The organism is Pseudomonas sp. Pse79, assembly GCF_024519615.1.
GTDB classification, from domain to species: Bacteria; Pseudomonadota; Gammaproteobacteria; order Pseudomonadales; family Pseudomonadaceae; genus Aquipseudomonas; species Aquipseudomonas veronii.
On the sequence record NZ_JALJRR010000002.1, the window covers coordinates 139,545 to 155,382 of the forward strand.

The 15,838-nt window shown below is 61.9% G+C and carries 13 protein-coding genes; 8 read left to right on the plus strand and 5 right to left on the minus strand.

From position 1 onward, the window contains the following. Nucleotides 1–604: 604 nt before the first annotated feature. Both NR164_RS03780 and NR164_RS03785 read right to left on the minus strand, forming a co-directional pair. Nucleotides 605–1,783 (minus strand): AAA family ATPase, encoded by a 1,179-nt coding sequence (locus tag NR164_RS03780; RefSeq protein ID WP_046381803.1) that lies wholly within the window; start codon nucleotides 1,781–1,783, stop codon nucleotides 605–607. A 68-nt stretch (nucleotides 1,784–1,851) separates the two neighbouring features. Next, nucleotides 1,852–2,796 carry a GlxA family transcriptional regulator gene (locus NR164_RS03785; protein WP_017844925.1) on the minus strand — a complete coding sequence of 315 codons (945 nt, stop codon included), beginning with the start codon at nucleotides 2,794–2,796 and terminating at the stop codon, nucleotides 1,852–1,854. A gap of 193 nt (nucleotides 2,797–2,989) precedes the next feature. Here NR164_RS03785 and NR164_RS03790 point away from each other — a divergent pair, with 193 nt between their 5' ends. From NR164_RS03790 to NR164_RS03810, 5 genes are all read left to right on the plus strand, one after another. Then, nucleotides 2,990–3,934 carry a choline ABC transporter substrate-binding protein gene (locus NR164_RS03790; protein ID WP_256822318.1) on the plus strand — a complete coding sequence of 315 codons (945 nt, stop codon included), beginning with the start codon at nucleotides 2,990–2,992 and terminating at the stop codon, nucleotides 3,932–3,934. An 87-nt stretch (nucleotides 3,935–4,021) separates the two neighbouring features. Beyond that, complete coding sequence (locus NR164_RS03795) at nucleotides 4,022–4,909, plus strand: 3-keto-5-aminohexanoate cleavage protein (protein WP_104904323.1); 888 nt, start codon at nucleotides 4,022–4,024, stop codon at nucleotides 4,907–4,909. A 148-nt stretch (nucleotides 4,910–5,057) separates the two neighbouring features. Beyond that, entirely contained in the window at nucleotides 5,058–6,023 is a 966-nt protein-coding gene (locus tag NR164_RS03800; protein ID WP_046487924.1) for an L-carnitine dehydrogenase, read from the plus strand. Between the two features lie 13 nt (nucleotides 6,024–6,036). Then, complete coding sequence (locus NR164_RS03805) at nucleotides 6,037–6,534, plus strand: thioesterase family protein (protein ID WP_057003930.1); 498 nt, start codon at nucleotides 6,037–6,039, stop codon at nucleotides 6,532–6,534. A 97-nt stretch (nucleotides 6,535–6,631) separates the two neighbouring features. After that, complete coding sequence (locus tag NR164_RS03810) at nucleotides 6,632–6,895, plus strand: hypothetical protein (protein ID WP_017844930.1); 264 nt, start codon at nucleotides 6,632–6,634, stop codon at nucleotides 6,893–6,895. A gap of 94 nt (nucleotides 6,896–6,989) precedes the next feature. On the opposite strand, the gene NR164_RS03815 is transcribed toward NR164_RS03810, so the two are convergent. Beyond that, nucleotides 6,990–8,093, minus strand: a complete 1,104-nt coding sequence (locus tag NR164_RS03815) for a GlxA family transcriptional regulator (RefSeq protein ID WP_017844931.1) — start codon at nucleotides 8,091–8,093, stop codon at nucleotides 6,990–6,992. Nucleotides 8,094–8,609: 516 nt separating this feature from the next. Continuing rightward, nucleotides 8,610–9,986, minus strand: a complete 1,377-nt coding sequence (locus NR164_RS03820) for an L-serine ammonia-lyase (protein WP_126585128.1) — start codon at nucleotides 9,984–9,986, stop codon at nucleotides 8,610–8,612. 415 nt (nucleotides 9,987–10,401) lie between these two features. Here NR164_RS03820 and NR164_RS03825 point away from each other — a divergent pair, with 415 nt between their 5' ends. The 3 genes from NR164_RS03825 (at nucleotide 10,402) to choV (ending at nucleotide 13,439) form a co-directional block, all read left to right on the plus strand. Beyond that, nucleotides 10,402–11,349, plus strand: coding sequence for a choline ABC transporter substrate-binding protein (locus NR164_RS03825; protein ID WP_046381797.1), 948 nt, complete (start codon nucleotides 10,402–10,404; stop codon nucleotides 11,347–11,349). Between the two features lie 69 nt (nucleotides 11,350–11,418). Then, a complete protein-coding gene (gene choW, locus NR164_RS03830; protein WP_015886271.1) occupies nucleotides 11,419–12,264 on the plus strand; it encodes a choline ABC transporter permease subunit in 846 nt (281 codons plus the stop codon). Continuing rightward, nucleotides 12,261–13,439: a choline ABC transporter ATP-binding protein gene (choV, locus tag NR164_RS03835; RefSeq protein ID WP_046381796.1), complete on the plus strand. Its 1,179-nt coding sequence runs from the start codon at nucleotides 12,261–12,263 to the stop codon at nucleotides 13,437–13,439. The genes choW and choV overlap by 4 nt, the downstream gene beginning before the upstream one ends. 174 nt (nucleotides 13,440–13,613) lie before the next feature. Here choV and NR164_RS03840 read toward each other — a convergent pair whose 3' ends face one another. After that, the gene (locus tag NR164_RS03840; RefSeq protein ID WP_256822429.1) at nucleotides 13,614–15,548 is read right to left on the minus strand and encodes a BCCT family transporter; all 1,935 of its coding nucleotides are present in this window, start codon (nucleotides 15,546–15,548) and stop codon (nucleotides 13,614–13,616) included. Nucleotides 15,549–15,838 lie beyond the last annotated feature (290 nt).

A 15,838-nucleotide genomic window follows, 5' to 3' on the forward strand; every position in this document is an offset into this window, starting at 1 on the left:
GGGGGCAAGCCCCCTCCCACATTTGATCTTTGTCGCTTACAGGAGGAGGGGTGTACCAGCATGAAGCCTTCAAGGCAGCGTGTTCGGCTCTGATAAAGAAATAGGCACACCGACAATTTACTGTGGGAGGGGGCTTGCCCCCTCCCACATTTGATCTTGGTCGCTTACAGGAGAAGGGGTGTACCAGCATGAAGCCTTCAAGGCGGCGTGTTCGGCCCTGATAAAGCAATAGGCACACCGACAATTCACTGTGGGAGGGGGCTTGCCCCCGATGGCGGTGTGTCAGCCACTCAGGTGCCGCTGATCCACCGTCATCGGGGGCAAGCCCCCTCCCACATTTGATCTTTGTCGCTTACAGGAGAAGGGGTGTACCAGCATGAAGCCTTCAAGGCAGCGTGTTCGGCTCTGATAAAGAAATAGGCACACCGACAATTTACTGTGGGAGGGGGCTTGCCCCCTCCCACATTTGATCTTGGTCGCTTACAGGAGAAGGGGTGTACCAGCATGAAGCCTTCAAGGCGGCGTGTTCGGCCCTGATAAAGCAATAGGCACACCGACAATTCACTGTGGGAGGGGGCTTGCCCCCGATGGCGGTGTGGTGTGTTTAGCCGGGTGTGCGGTGCTTGTGCAGCAGCCAGTCGCCGAAGGACTTGTCTTCCAGGGCATAACCGCCGCGGCTGGACTTCCATACCAGTTCCTTGTCACGCAGGGCATCGATACACGCCTGGATGGTCTGAGTGCCGGGCACCACGTCGCTGCCCATCTCCTCCAGCGCTTTGCTGACCGCAATGAGGGTGCTGTCGGTGAACGGGGCGAAGGGTTGATTGTGTTGCGAACGCTCCACCATCACTTGCAGCACGGCACGTTGCGCAAGGGTGAGGGCGTTCCAGGCGCTTTCGAATTCGTTCCAGACGCCAGCACGCAGCACTTCCGCGCGGCTGTGCAGCAACTGGCCCAGGTTGCTCGCCTCGCCCAACTCCAGGGCCACTTCACCGATGATGGTGCGCAGCATCTCGGGGCGCCGGCCTACCAACTCAAACGCTTCATCGATATCCGCCGCGTTGAATTGGTTGGTCTTGGCCAGGTGCGCGTTGAGATGCGCGGTGTAAGCCTGAGTGAACGCCTTACCCAGCAACGGAAACGGCGTGATGCTGGAGCCGAAGAACGGCTGGCTTTTGCCCAGCACCAAATGAGCGAGCTTGTCGCGGTTGGAGCCGGTGAACACCAGGTGTAAGCCACTGCCCTCGCCTTCGCGGCCCTGGTTGAGCTGGTCGCGTGCGGCCTTGAGGGCGAACATGGCGTTGATGCCCGCTTCGGTGGTGAGCGCGTGCTGGGCTTCATCAATCACCAGCACCACGGTTTTTTCGGCGGCGCGGTGAAGTAATTCCAGTGCTTGCGTAAGGGTCGCGCCCACGGGCAGTTGAGGCTTGGTGAAGTCCCAGGACAAGGTGCGCAGGAAGCTGAGTTTTTCGATGCCGATGTTCTTCGCCAGTTTGCGGATGCCCTTTTCGAAAGGCACCAACGCACCGGCAATGGCGCTGGAAATCAGCTCGGCGGGATCTTTCTCCTTGTCGGCCCACAGGTCCACATACACCGTCAGCCAACCCCGAGCCTGGCACTCGGGGAGAAGGTCTTCGCGCAGAAAAGTACTTTTGCCGGTACGACGCGGCGCCGCGAGAAACAGGCCAGAGGTGAAATCCTGGATACCCACGCCCACCAGGCCATCGGCAATACTGCTTGCCAGGGTGGGGCGGCGGAACACAAAACCGCTGGGCTTGGACATGCTTTTATACTCAATTATTGAACCAACTATAAATTATAGTCGAGAGTATAATTGACTATAATCGCCGGTCAAACCACCTCCCGTCGCCGATCCTCCCGCGGACACTTGGCAAACCGCGCCCGATAGCTGCGGGTGAAATACGACGGCGACTCAAAGCCGCAGGCAAGGCTCACCTCCAGCACGCTCATGTCGCTCTGGCGCAACAACTGCCGCGCTTTTTCCAGGCGCAGGCCGAGGTAGAAGTTGCTCGGCGTGTCGTTCAGATGCAGGCGAAACAGCCGCTCCAGCTGACGCCGCGTGACTTTGATCGCCTCGGCCAGGGCCAGGGTGCTCAGCGGCGGTTCGGTGTGTTGTTCCATCTCGCCGATCACCTGCACCAACTTCTTGTTGTTGATGCCGTAGCGCGTGGCTATCTGCATGCGCTGGTGGTCTTTGCGCGGGCGGATGCGCCCGAGCACGAATTGCTCGGAGACCTGGATCGCCAGGTCGGGGCCGTGGGCCTGGGCGATCAGGTCGAGCATCAGGTCGATGGAAGCGGTACCGCCGGCGCAGGTAATGCGGCGGCGGTCGATCTCGAACAGTTCCTGGGTCACACTCAGGTGCGGATAGGCTTCCTTGAAGGCGTCGATGGCTTCCCAGTGCAGGGTCAGGCGGTGGCCGTCGAGCAGCCCGGCCTCGGCCAGGATGCAGGCGCCGGTGTCGATGGCGCCGAGGGTCACACCGTCATGGTCGAGGCGGCGCAGCCAATGTTCGAGGGCCGGGGTGGCGAATTCAAGCGGTTCGAAACCGGCGACCACCATCAGCGTCGCGCCTTTTTTCAGCGGCTCCAGCGCCGCGTCGGCGTTGACCGACATGCCATTGCTCGCCAGCACCGCGCCGCCGTCGGCGCTCAACACATGCCAGCGGTACAACTCGCCACGAAAGCGGTTGGCCACGCGCAGCGGTTCGAGCGCGGAGATAAAGCCGATGGCCGAGAACCCTGGCATCAGCAGAAAGTAGAAATCCTGGGACATGGTGCGCTCTCGTAGGACCGGCAGCGTGGTCACTGTGATACGCCAGTTCAACGGCCCATTCAAGAGCACAGGTCGCTGCAGTGCAAGAGCGGGTCGCCGCCGTGCGTTTTGTCGCCCCTCAAGCTGCGTAACGTGACCCCACGGCGCACAAAGACGCCGGCCCCCACAATAACGACCTGCCGAGGGAACCACCATGAACCGACTGATCAGCCGCTGCGTGCTCGCCTTCAGCGCCAGCGCCATCTTGAGTAGCAGCGTCTTCGCGGCCGACGCGCCATCCTGCCAGAACGTGCGTATGGGCGTGGTGAACTGGACCGACGTGATCGCCACCAGCGCCATGACCCAAGTGTTGCTCGATGGCCTCGGCTACAAGACCAAACAGACCAGCGCGTCCCAGCAAATCATCTTCGCCGGCATCCGCGACCAGCGCCTGGACTTGTTCCTCGGCTACTGGAACCCGCTGATGACCCAGACCATCGCCCCGTTCGTCGACGCCAAGCAGGTCAAGGTCCTCGATAAACCGAGCCTGGAAGACGCGCGCGCGACCCTGGCGGTGCCGACTTATCTGGCCGACAAAGGCCTGAAAACCTTCGCCGACATCGCCAGGTTCGAGAAAGAACTGGGCGGCAAGCTCTACGGCATCGAGCCGGGCTCGGGCGCCAACACCCAGATCAAGGCGATGATCGCCAAGAACCAGTTCGGCCTGGGCAAATTCCAGCTGGTGGAGTCCAGCGAAGCGGGCATGCTCGCCGCCGTCGACCGCGCGGTGCGTCGCAAGGAAGCCGTGGTGTTCTTCGGCTGGGCGCCGCACCCGATGAACGTCAACATCGCGATGACCTACCTCACCGGCAGCGAAGACGCCCTGGGCCCGAACGAAGGCATGGCCACCGTGTGGAGCGTCACCTCGCCGACCTACGCCGAGCAGTGCCCCAACGTCCACAAGCTGCTGACCAACCTGACCTTCACCGCCGCCGACGAGAGCCGAATGATGCAGCCGTTGCTGGAACACAAGGACGCCTTCGAGTCCGCCAAGCAGTGGCTCAAGGATCACCCGCAAGACCAGGCGCGCTGGCTCGAAGGCGTGACCACCTTCGACGGCAAACCCGCCGCCGCCAACCTGCAACTGACCAGCAAATAACGGTATTCGACGCACCGTTTCGCGGTCGTGCCTGACCGCGAACGGCCTCGCTACGCCTTGAAATCACGCCTGTAAGGAACCTGCCCCATGAACCACGACGTCATCATCACCTGCGCACTCACCGGTGCTGGCGACACGAGCGCCAGAAGCCCCCATGTACCGGTCACCCCCAAACAAATCGCCGCCGCCGCCGTGGAAGCCGCCAAGGCCGGCGCCACTGTCGTTCACTGCCATGTGCGCAACCCCGAGACCGGCAAGTTCAGCCGCGACGTCGCCTTGTACCGCGAAGTGATGGAGCGTATCCGTGAGGCCGACATCGACATCATCGTCAACCTCACCGCCGGCATGGGCGGCGACCTGGAGATCGGCGGCGGCGAGACGCCCATGGCATTCGGCCCCAACACCGACCTGGTCGGCCCGCTGACCCGCCTGGCCCATGTGGAAGCGCTGTTGCCGGAAATCTGCACGCTGGACTGCGGCACGCTGAACTTCGGCGATGGTGACACCATTTACGTGTCCACCCCGGCGCAACTGCGGGCCGGCGCCAAACGCATTCAGGAACTGGGCGTAAAAGCCGAGCTGGAAATCTTCGACACCGGCCACCTGTGGTTCGCCAAGCAGATGATCAAGGAAGGCCTGCTCGACGACCCGCTGTTCCAACTGTGCCTGGGCATCCCGTGGGGCGCGCCGGCCGACACCACCACCATGAAAGCCATGGTCGACAACCTGCCTGCCGACGCGGTGTGGGCCGGCTTCGGCATCGGCCGCATGCAAATGCCGATGGCGGCGCAGGCGGTGCTGCTCGGCGGCAACGTGCGGGTCGGGCTGGAAGACAACCTGTGGCTGGACAAAGGCGTGCTGGCCACCAACGGTCAACTGGTGGAACGCGCCAGTGAAATCCTCAGCCGCCTGGGCGCGCGGGTCATGACCCCGGCCGAAGGGCGCCTGAAAATGGGCCTCAAAAAACGCAGCTAACCCCCCCAACCCAAACCGAATCAAAACCTGTGGGAGGGGGCTTGCCCCCGATAGCGGTGTATCAGCAGCGAATGCATCGACTGGTACACCGCTATCGGGGGCAAGCCCCCTCCCACAGGGGAACATCACCTTATTCAGGAATGTCGCCATGCGTTTTATTACAGATATCAAAACCTTCGCCGCCCTCGGCAGCGGTGTGATCGGCAGCGGCTGGGTGTCCCGCGCCCTGGCCCACGGCCTCGATGTGGTGGCCTGGGACCCGGCGCCCGGTGCCGAAGCCGCGCTGCGCCAACGCGTCGCCAATGCCTGGGGCGCCCTGGAGAAACAAGGCCTGGCTCCCGGCGCATCGCAGGACCGCCTGCGTTTTGTCGCCACGATCGAGGCGTGCGTGAAAGACGCCGACTTCATCCAGGAAAGCGCCCCGGAACGCCTGGAGCTGAAACTGGAGCTGCACAGCAAGATCAGCGCGGCCGCCAAGCCGAATGCGTTGATCGGCTCCAGTACCTCGGGCCTGTTGCCCAGCGAATTCTATGAAGGCTCGACCCTCCCTGAACGCTGCGTCGTCGGTCACCCGTTCAACCCGGTGTACCTGCTGCCGCTGGTGGAAGTGGTGGGCGGCAAACACACCGCGCCCGAGGCGATCCAGGCGGCGATCCAGGTGTATGAATCCCTCGGCATGCGCCCGTTGCATGTGCGTAAGGAAGTCCCCGGTTTTATCGCCGACCGCCTGCTCGAAGCCCTGTGGCGTGAGGCGCTGCACCTGGTCAACGATGGCGTTGCCACCACCGGCGAGATCGACGACGCAATCCGTTTTGGCGCCGGCTTGCGCTGGTCGTTCATGGGCACGTTCCTGACCTACACCCTGGCCGGCGGCGATGCCGGGATGCGGCACTTCATGGCGCAGTTCGGCCCGGCGTTGCAGTTGCCGTGGACCCACCTGCCGGCGCCGGAGCTGACCGACAAGTTGATCGACGATGTGGTCGACGGCACCCGCGAGCAGTTGGGTAACCACAGCATTTCGGCGCTGGAGCGCTACCGTGATGATTGTCTGTTGGCGGTGCTGGAAGCGGTGAAGACCACTAAAGCCAAGCACGGCATGACCTTCGCCGAATAAGGAACCCCCCAGCATGCCGGCACTGACCACCTACACCACCCAGGTCCACCCCGACTGGGTCGACTACAACGGCCACCTGCGCGACGCGTTCTACCTGCTGATCTTCAGCTACGCCACCGACGCGTTGATGGACACCCTCGGCCTGGACAGCGAAAACCGCGCCGCCAGCGGCCATTCGCTGTTCACCCTGGAGCTGCACCTGAACTACCTGCACGAAGTGAAACTCGGCGCCGACGTGGAGGTGCGTACCCAACTGATCGCCCACGATGCCAAGCGCCTGCACCTCTATCACAGCCTGCACCTGGTGAGCGACGACAAGGAACTGGCGGGCAACGAACAGATGCTGCTGCACGTCGACCTCGCCGGGCCGCGCTCGGCGCCGTTCACCGAGGCGACACTGGAACGCCTCGCGGCCATCCGCGCCACGCAAGTCGACCTGCCCACTCCCGCCCTCCTCGGCCGCGTCATTGGCCTGCCCGCGCCAAATGGCCCGAAAACGACCTGTTCATAGCCATCCGAGCCATTCATGCATTCTGCCCTTGCCGACCGCCTGGTCGGCTACCAGAATCCAAATCGATCCCCCCGCTCCCTTCACCAGGATAAACGTCATGATGCATGCGGATTTGATTGACCAGGATGACCTGCTGAGCAAACTGCGCTCGCTCGGTTTCGAGGTGTCCAGCGGCGCCAGCGCCGAGCAGGCCTGTGAATGTGCGGTACGCGGTTTGAGCGAAGCGCGGGCCAAGGCGCTCAAGGGCATGGTCGAGCAGATGTACAGCGGCAGTGCGACGATTCTGCCTGCGGTGCGGCAGGCGATCGACAGGCAGTTATTGCCGGCGCTGATGCAGTTCAAACAGAACTCCGGCGTCTGACAGACCGCTATCGGGGGCAAGCCCCCTCCCACACTCGAATTGTGAATACAGTCAAATGTGGGAGGGGGCTTGCCCCCGATGCAGGCGACTCGGTCTAGAGCCTCACACTGGCAAACGTCGACTCATTGCGCGCCTGGCTCAACGCCGACATCGGCCCCGACAACGGGGACAACACCAACGCCGGCGGAATCGGCATCATCGCCACCTGCTGGGTGGTGTTGGAACCGACGCGCTCATCCCGTGGCGGAATACCGAAGTATTCGCGGTAGCACTTGGAGAAGTGCGGCGTGGACACGAACCCGCACACCGACGCCACTTCGATGATCGACATCGGCGTTTGCTTGAGCAACTGCCGTGCGCGAATCAGGCGCAGCTTGAGGTAGTAGCGCGACGGCGAGCAGTGCAGGTATTTCTGGAACAGCCGCTCCAGCTGGCGCCGCGACACGGCGACGTACACCGCCAGCTCATCCAGGTCGATCGGTTCTTCGAGGTTGGCTTCCATCAGCGCGACGATTTCCTGCAACTTCGGCTGGTTGGTGCCGAGCATGTGCTTGAGCGGCACACGCTGGTGATCCTGTTCATTGCGGATGCGCTCGTACACGAACATCTCGGAGATCGCCGCCGACAGTTCACGGCCGTGGTCGCGGCTGATCAGGTGCAGCATCATGTCCAGCGGCGCGGTGCCGCCGGAGCTGGTGAAGCGGTTGCGGTCGAGGGTGAACAGGCGGGTGCTCATCGACACGCGCGGGAAGGCTTCCTGCATCGACGCCAGGCATTCCCAGTGCACGCTGCAATCGAAGCCATCGAGCAACCCGGCGCAGGCCAGGGCCCAACTGCCGGTACACACCGCGCCGAGGCGACGGGACTGGCGCGCCTGGCTTTGCAGCCACGACACATGTTCACGGGTGACGGTGCGCTGGATACCCACGCCGCCGCACACGATGACGGTGTCCAGGGCCGGGGCTTTGTGCATGGCGGCATCGGGGGTGATTTGCAGACCGTCGCTGGCCCACACCTGGTTGCCGTCGACACTCAGGGTTGTCCAGCGATACAACTCGCGCCCGGACAACTGGTTGGCCATGCGCAGCGGTTCCACTGCCGAAGCCAGGGAAATCAGCGTGAAATTGTCCAGCAGCAGAAAGCCGATGGATTGAGGCGCACGGTTCTGGGGTTGGGCCCCGGAGTTGAACGACGTCATCGCGGTATCTCCTCACACAAAGCGGGTGATGGCCTCAGGCGAGGCTCTTGTTATTGCGCTCGTCTCTGATGCAGAGAGAGGCGTTGAGTTGATAGAGCAATTGCCATGCCTAAATTTGAATGGCCATTCAATAACTCCTGAAAACGACCTCTTGATGTGTCTAGACAAGCCCCTGTACGAAGTGCGGAATATGCTCCGAATCGGCGGCGCAAACGGCCCCGTTCAAGGGCTGTGAGCAGATCGGTAGCACTTGTGGGTAGGCGCTTTGAGGGCGAAGCAAGCGTCTGTCACCGCAGGCACGGGTGACGGGTGGTCTGAGGGGAAATCGTTTGGGGGCTACTTATCTGTTTGCGACGCGCTAAAAGGTGGCGCTTTTGGTTTTGGTGTTCACTTTATGAGCAGGGTTGTTTGGACTGGCGCTATCGGGGGCAAGTCGAATCGTCGCACCGCCCCTCCCACATCTGAAATGCGTTCCCCTGTGGGAGGGGGCTTGCCCCCGATAGCGGCGACGCGGTCTCAACACTCAACCGCACTGACCGCCAACCCACCCCGCGAGGTTTCCTTGTACTTGTCATGCATGTCCGCCCCGGTATCGCGCATGGTGCGGATCACCCGGTCGAGGGAGATAAAGTGCTGGCCGTCGCCGCGCAGGGCCATCTGCGCGGCGTTGATCGCCTTCACCGCGGCAATCGCGTTGCGCTCGATACACGGCACTTGCACCAGGCCGCCCACCGGGTCGCAGGTCAGGCCGAGGTTGTGTTCCAGGCCGATTTCGGCAGCGTTGCACAGTTGCTCCGGGGTGGCGCCGAGGATCTCCGCCAACCCCGCCGCCGCCATGGCGCAGGCTGAGCCGACCTCGCCCTGGCAGCCGACTTCGGCGCCGGAGATCGAGGCGTTCTTCTTGCACAGAATGCCCACCGCCGCCGCGCTGAGCAGGTAGTCGACCACGTTGGCTTCGGTGACGTCATCGCTGAACTTCATAAAGTAGTGCAACACCGCCGGGATGATCCCCGCCGCGCCATTGGTCGGCGCGGTGACCATGCGCCCGCCGGCGGCGTTTTCTTCGTTGACCGCGAGGGCGAACAGGTTGACCCACTCCATCGCGCTCAAGGTCGAGCCGATCACGTTGGGCTTGCTCAACTCCAGCAAACTTCGGTGCAACTTGGCGGCGCGACGGCGCACATTCAGGCCGCCGGGCAGGATGCCTTCGTGCTTGAGGCCCTGCTCGACGCACGCCTGCATGGCGCGCCAGAGCGTCATCAGGCCGCTGCGGATTTCATCTTCGGAGCGCCAGACTTTTTCGTTGGCCAGCATCAGCTCGGCGACGCGCAGGTTATGGCTCTTGCACAGTTGCAGCAGCTCCACCGCGCTGGAGAATTCATAGGGCAATGCGCTGCGGTCCATATCCGCCACGCCGCTTTGCGCCTGGGCTTCATCCACCACAAAGCCGCCGCCGACGGAGTAGTAGGTGTCGCGGTGCAACTCGCCGTCAGCACCGAACACCACCAGGGTCATGGCATTGGGGTGGAACGGTAGGTTTTCGTCGAGCAGGCGCATGTCCCGCGTCCACACGAAAGGCACCGGTAAACGCCCGTCCAACAGCAGCGTGTCGGTCTCGCGCAGGGTGTGGATACGCAGGCCGATCTGCGCCGGATCGATTGCGTCCGGCCACTCGCCCATCAGGCCCATGATGGTTGCGGTGTCGCTGCCGTGGCCGATGCCGGTGGCCGACAATGAGCCGTAGAGCTGAACTTCGACGCGCCGCACCTGTTCCAACCATTCACGTTCACGCAACCGTTGAACGAACAACGCTGCGGCGCGCATGGGGCCGACGGTGTGAGAACTCGAAGGCCCGATGCCGATCTTGAACAGGTCGAAAACACTGATAGCCATTGCCGTGGAACTCCTCGATAAGCACAGGCCAGGCTTGAACGAGGTGCTACGCTCAGATCGCCCAGATGGCGGCATCATCAGGCTTTTATCTGCCATCACGGCGTCTCACACCGACGCAACCATGCTCATCAGCGTCGCTCACGAGCAAGGGCTTGTTTTGGGCGTTTTTAGCGGTGCAGATGGGTAAAAACAGCGGTTTTTCCTTAGGAAAAATCTGTAAACGACGTCACCGACACTGGATGCGACCCTGCCTGTACTGGATACGACGCCCCCTGTAGGCGTCAGATTTTCACTGGTACATGATCAGTCTCGACTCGTTGGCAAGGCACCGTGCCGCCGCCTCAAAGCACGTTCCAACCGCAACACTTATAAAGCGCGGCGAATGCCGCCAGAAAGCACACAGGAGTCTAGCCCCATGAAAGGTTCACCCTCGTTGTTGTTGGCCGCCATGCTGAGTCTGCCAGTCCTGGCGCACGCTGCAGAACCGGCACAATGTCAGACCGTCAACTTCTCCGATGTCGGCTGGACCGACATCACCGTCACGACCGCGACCACCAGCGAAATCCTCAAGGGCCTCGGCTACAAGCCGCGCACCACGATGATTTCGGTACCGGTGACCTACAAGTCCCTGGCCGACGGCAAGAACATGGACATCTTCCTCGGCAACTGGATGCCGACCATGGAAAACGACATCAAGCCATACCGCGATGCCGGCACCGTGGAAACCGTGCGCGCCAACCTGGAAAACGCCAAGTACACCCTGGCCGTTCCCGAGGCGCTGTATGACAAAGGCCTGAAAGACTTCGCCGATATCGCCAAATTCAAGGATGAGCTGGAAGGCAAAATCTACGGCATCGAACCCGGCAACGACGGCAACCGCACCATTCAAACCCTGATCGACAAGGACGCGTTCGGCTTGAAGTCGGCCGGTTTCAAAGTCGTCGAGTCCAGCGAAGCCGGGATGCTGTCGCAGGTCGAACGCGCCACCAAGCGCGGCAAGGCCATCGTGTTCCTCGGCTGGGAACCGCACCCGATGAACACCCGCTTCAAGATGAAGTACCTGACCGGGGGTGACGACTCGTTCGGTCCCAACTACGGCCAGGCCACCATCTACACCAACGTGCGCAAGGGCTACACCCAGGAATGCAGCAACGTCGGCCAGTTGCTGAAAAACCTGTCGTTCACCCTGAACATGGAAAGCACCCTGATGGGTAACGTCCTGGACGACAAGATGAAACCCGACGCCGCGGCCAAGGCCTGGCTGAAGAAGAACCCGCAAGTGCTCGATACCTGGCTTGCCGGTGTCACCACCGTCGATGGCAAACCAGGTCTGGAGGCCGTCAAAGCTTACCTCGCCAAGTAATCCCTGCTGACCCCGGGCTGGTGCGCTGGCCCGGGATGTTTTCCCCTTCGCATGTGGACATTCACTACCATGCTGACTGAACAGAAAATCCCACTAGGCCAGTACATCGCTGCCTTCGTCGAATGGTTGACCCAACACGGTGCCAACTACTTCGACGCAATCGCATCGACCCTGGAAACGATGATCCACGGCGTGACGTTCGCGCTGACCTGGTTCAATCCGCTGGCATTGATCGGTCTGATTGCGCTGCTGGCTCACTTCATTCAACGTAAATGGGGCCTGACTGTTTTTGTCATCGCCTCCTTCCTGCTGATCCTCAACCTGGGGTACTGGCAGGAAACCATGGAGACCCTCGCGCAGGTGCTGTTCGCCACCCTGGTCTGCGTGGTCATCGGCGTGCCGCTGGGCATTGTTGCCGCGCACAAACCGATGTTCTACACCCTGATGCGGCCGGTGCTCGATCTGATGCAGACCGTACCGACCTTCGTCTACCTCATCCCTACCCTGACCCTCTTCGGGCTGGGTGTGGTGCCCGGGTTGATTTCCACGGTGGTGTTCGCGATTGCCGCGCCGATCCGCCTGACCTACCTGGGTATCCGTGATGTACCGCAAGAGTTGATGGACGCAGGCAAAGCCTTCGGCTGCTCGCGCCGTCAATTGCTCTCGCGCATTGAACTGCCCCACGCCATGCCGAGCATTGCTGCCGGCATTACCCAATGCATCATGCTGTCGCTGTCGATGGTGGTGATCGCCGCCCTGGTGGGTGCCGACGGCCTCGGCAAGCCGGTGGTCAACGCACTGAACACCGCCGACATCGCCCTGGGCTTTGAAGCCGGCCTGGCGATCGTGCTGCTGGCCATCATGCTCGACCGCATCTGCAAACAACCCGACGCCAAAGTAGGGGGTGATGCATGAGCATTATCCGATTCGACAATGTCGACGTGATCTTCTCCAAAGACCCACGCGAAGCGCTCAAGCTGCTGGACCAGGGCATGAGCCGTAACGAGATCCTGAAAAAGACCGGCCAGATCGTCGGCGTTGAAAAAGCCAGCCTGGATGTGGAAAAAGGCGAGATCTGTGTGCTGATGGGCCTGTCGGGCTCCGGCAAGTCGAGCCTGCTGCGCTGCATCAACGGCCTCAACACCGTCAGCCGTGGCCAGTTGTTCGTCGAGCATGAAGGGCGCCAGATCGACATCGCCTCCTGCACCCCGGCCGAGCTGAAAATGATGCGTACCAAACGCATCGCCATGGTGTTCCAGAAGTTCGCCCTGATGCCCTGGCTGACCGTGCGCGAGAACATCAGCTTCGGCCTCGAAATGCAGGGCCGCCCGGAGAAAGACCGGCGCAAGCTGGTGGACGAAAAGCTCGAACTGGTGGGCCTGAGCCAATGGCGTAACAAGAAGCCGGACGAACTCTCCGGCGGCATGCAGCAGCGCGTCGGCCTGGCGCGGGCGCTGGCGATGGACGCCGACATCCTGCTGATGGACGAACCCTTCTCCGCCCTCGACCCGCTGATCCGCCAAGGCCTGCAGGACGAGTTGCTGGAGCTGCAAAGCAAGCTGAGCAAGACCATCGTGTTCGTCAGCCACGACCTCGACGAAGCCCTCAAGCTCGGCAGCCGCATCGCGATCATGAAAGACGGCAAGATCATCCAGTACAGCGTGCCGGAAGAAATCGTGCTGAACCCGGCGGACGATTATGTGCGTACCTTCGTCGCACATACCAACCCGCTGAACGTGCTGTGCGGGCGCAGCCTGATGCGGACGCTGGACAACTGCAAACGCATCAACGGCTCGGTGTGCCTCGATCCGGGCGGCGACTCGTGGCTCGACCTGGCCGAAGGCAACACCATCCGGGGCGCACGCCAGAATGGCGCGGTGATGAACCTGCAGAACTGGGCACCGGGGCAACCCGTGGAAGGCCTGGGCCGCCTGCCGACACTGGTGGACTCGAATATCGGCATGCGCGATGCGCTGCAGATCCGCTACCAGACGGGCAACAAGCTGGTGTTGCACGACAACAACCAGGTGGTGGGGATCCTGGGGGACAGCGAGCTCTACCATGCCCTGCTGGGCAAGAACCTGGGCTAACAAACACCGCAAAACCCATTGGAGAAACAGGGTCAAAATGTGGGAGGGGGCTTGCCCCCGATAGCGGTGTATCAGTAACAGATGAGCTGACTGACACACTGCAATCGGGGGCAAGCCCCCTCCCACATTTTTTGCCCCAGTGGTGTCAGTGGGGACACCACCAGGCTTCAACCATCAGCTATAGACACGGCCAAGGAGCTGCCGATGGCTTTCAAACTGATCGAGCACGTCCCGGGTGATCTGCTCCTGGGCGAAGCCCATCAGGTCGTACTCCTGAGGCCCGTTGTGCAGGTACACCTCGGCCCGGTAGTAACGGGCGCGCTCCGCCTCGGGCAGTTCGTCCGACGCCACCGCGTAGCCGTCCAGGCTCACTTCGTAGACAAACGGGTTGCCCTCTTCCATCTCGATACGCACGCCGATGCAACGCTTGGATTTGCCCAACAGGGTCTGCACCTCCAGCCCCTGGTCGCGCAACGCCTTCGTCGCGTCTTCCAGTGCCGGCGTGACGTGCTTGTCCATAAAGCGCTGCACCGTGGCCTGGCTCGGTTGCAGGTCCAGGGCGGTCAAGCGCTCGCTGAAACCACGACGGCCACGCTCGGCCAATTGCGCCTGCTCCAGTTCCGTCGCCATGTCCTGGCGCATCGCCTTGTGCAAACCGAACATAAAGACAATCAGCACCACCGAGAACGGCAGCCCCGCCAGCACCACCATGGTTTGCATGGCTTCGAAGTTACCCGCGAACAGCAGGCCGATGGTCACCAGGGTGATCACCGCCGACCAGAAGATCCGCAGCCAGTGCGGCGCGTCTTCGTCCACGTTGCCGCCTTTGCAGGACAGGTTGGCCATCATCACCGCGCCGGAGTCCGCCGGGGTCAGGAACAGCACGAAGCCGACAAAGATCGACACGCCGATGACGATTTTCGACGCTGGGTAATGCTCCAGCAATTGGTAGATGGCCATCGACGGTTGTTCCAGCGCCGTCTTGCCCAACGCCACCGCGCCCTGGTTCAACACCAGGTCCAGCGCCGAGTTACCGAAGATCGACAACCAGGCCAGGGTGAAGCCCAGCGGGATCAGCAGCACGCCGGCCACCAGTTCACGCACTGTGCGGCCTCGGGAAATCCGTGCGATGAACATGCCCACGAACGGCGCCCAGGAAATCCACCAGGCCCAGTAGAACAGGGTCCACAGGCCCATCCAGCGTTCGGTCTTGTCGGCGTCGCCTTCGTACACATACAGGTCGAAGGTTTTCAGGAGGATGCCGTTGAGGTAGTCACCGGTGTTCTGCACCAGGCCGTTGAGCAGGTGCAGGGTCGGGCCGAACAACAGCACGAAGATCAGCAAACCGCTGAACAACACGATGTTGAGGTTGGACAGGCGACGAATGCCGTTCTCCACCCCCGACACGGCGGCAATGGTCGCCACAGTGCTCATCACGATGATCACGATCAGCAGGTTGGTGTTGCTGTGCTGCATGCCAAACAGGTTTTCCAGGCCGGACGACACCTGCATCGCGCCGATACCGAGGTTGGTCACCAGGCCCAGCAGGGTCACGAACATGCCGAACCCGTCCACCACATGGCCGGCCGCGCCTTTGACCCAACGCTCGCCCACCAGCGGGTACAACGCCGAACGCAGGGCCAGTGGCTGGTTATGGCGGTACGCGAAGTACGCCACGGCCAGGCCGACCAGCGCATAGATCGCCCAGCCGTGCAGGCCCCAGTGCAAGAAGGTCAATTGCAGCGCCTGGCGCGCCGCGCCGTTGCTGGCGGCCGCGCCTTCGGGCGGGTTGAAGTAATGGTCCAACGGCTCCGATGCGCCGAAATACAGCAACGAGATGCCGATACCCGACGAAAACAGCATGCCGGCCCAGGCGCCGTAGCTGAAGTCCGGGGTGTCGTCCTTGCTGCCCAGCTTCAGCTTGCCGTAGGACGAAAACGCCAGGCCGACCACGAACACCAGGTAGGCGGCGATCACCAGCATGTAGTACCAGCCGAAGCTTTTCGATAACCACGCCTGCGCCACGCCGAGCATCCGGCCGGCCTCTTGCGGGGCGACGATCAAAATGGCGGTCAGCAACAGAATCAGTGCGGTGGAGGTGTAGAACACCCAACCGTTGACCCGCACCTTTTCCGGTGGGGTTTTTATTAGAGAGGCAGAACTCATGGCGCAGATGCTCCAGGCAGTGCGAGAGAGAAACACAAGGCAGCGGTGATCCCGTGCTCATCGATTTTTCGGCAGTCGACGGACGGGTGTTATAAAGACACCCCGAAAATTCTTGAGCCCGCCGAAGCGGTGTTCAGGCTCTGAAATGGCCTGTTTCAAGGGTTTTCACAGGTGTCAGATGTCGCCACCTACCTGTAGGAAATACCGGCAGGCAGCGACCATTTGTCGCAGAG

Bases quoted from the DNA above. Each gene is read 5' to 3' on its own strand.
- NR164_RS03780 (WP_046381803.1), bottom strand. From the start codon at position 1,783: ATGTCCAAGCCCAGCGGTTTTGTGTTCCGCCGCCCCACCCTGGCAAGC.
- NR164_RS03785 (WP_017844925.1), bottom strand. From the start codon at position 2,796: ATGTCCCAGGATTTCTACTTTCTGCTGATGCCAGGGTTCTCGGCCATC.
- NR164_RS03790 (WP_256822318.1), top strand. From the start codon at position 2,990: ATGAACCGACTGATCAGCCGCTGCGTGCTCGCCTTCAGCGCCAGCGCC.
- NR164_RS03795 (WP_104904323.1), top strand. From the start codon at position 4,022: ATGAACCACGACGTCATCATCACCTGCGCACTCACCGGTGCTGGCGAC.
- NR164_RS03800 (WP_046487924.1), top strand. From the start codon at position 5,058: ATGCGTTTTATTACAGATATCAAAACCTTCGCCGCCCTCGGCAGCGGT.
- NR164_RS03805 (WP_057003930.1), top strand. From the start codon at position 6,037: ATGCCGGCACTGACCACCTACACCACCCAGGTCCACCCCGACTGGGTC.
- NR164_RS03810 (WP_017844930.1), top strand. From the start codon at position 6,632: ATGATGCATGCGGATTTGATTGACCAGGATGACCTGCTGAGCAAACTG.
- NR164_RS03815 (WP_017844931.1), bottom strand. From the start codon at position 8,093: ATGACGTCGTTCAACTCCGGGGCCCAACCCCAGAACCGTGCGCCTCAA.
- NR164_RS03820 (WP_126585128.1), bottom strand. From the start codon at position 9,986: ATGGCTATCAGTGTTTTCGACCTGTTCAAGATCGGCATCGGGCCTTCG.
- NR164_RS03825 (WP_046381797.1), top strand. From the start codon at position 10,402: ATGAAAGGTTCACCCTCGTTGTTGTTGGCCGCCATGCTGAGTCTGCCA.
- choW (WP_015886271.1), top strand. From the start codon at position 11,419: ATGCTGACTGAACAGAAAATCCCACTAGGCCAGTACATCGCTGCCTTC.
- choV (WP_046381796.1), top strand. From the start codon at position 12,261: ATGAGCATTATCCGATTCGACAATGTCGACGTGATCTTCTCCAAAGAC.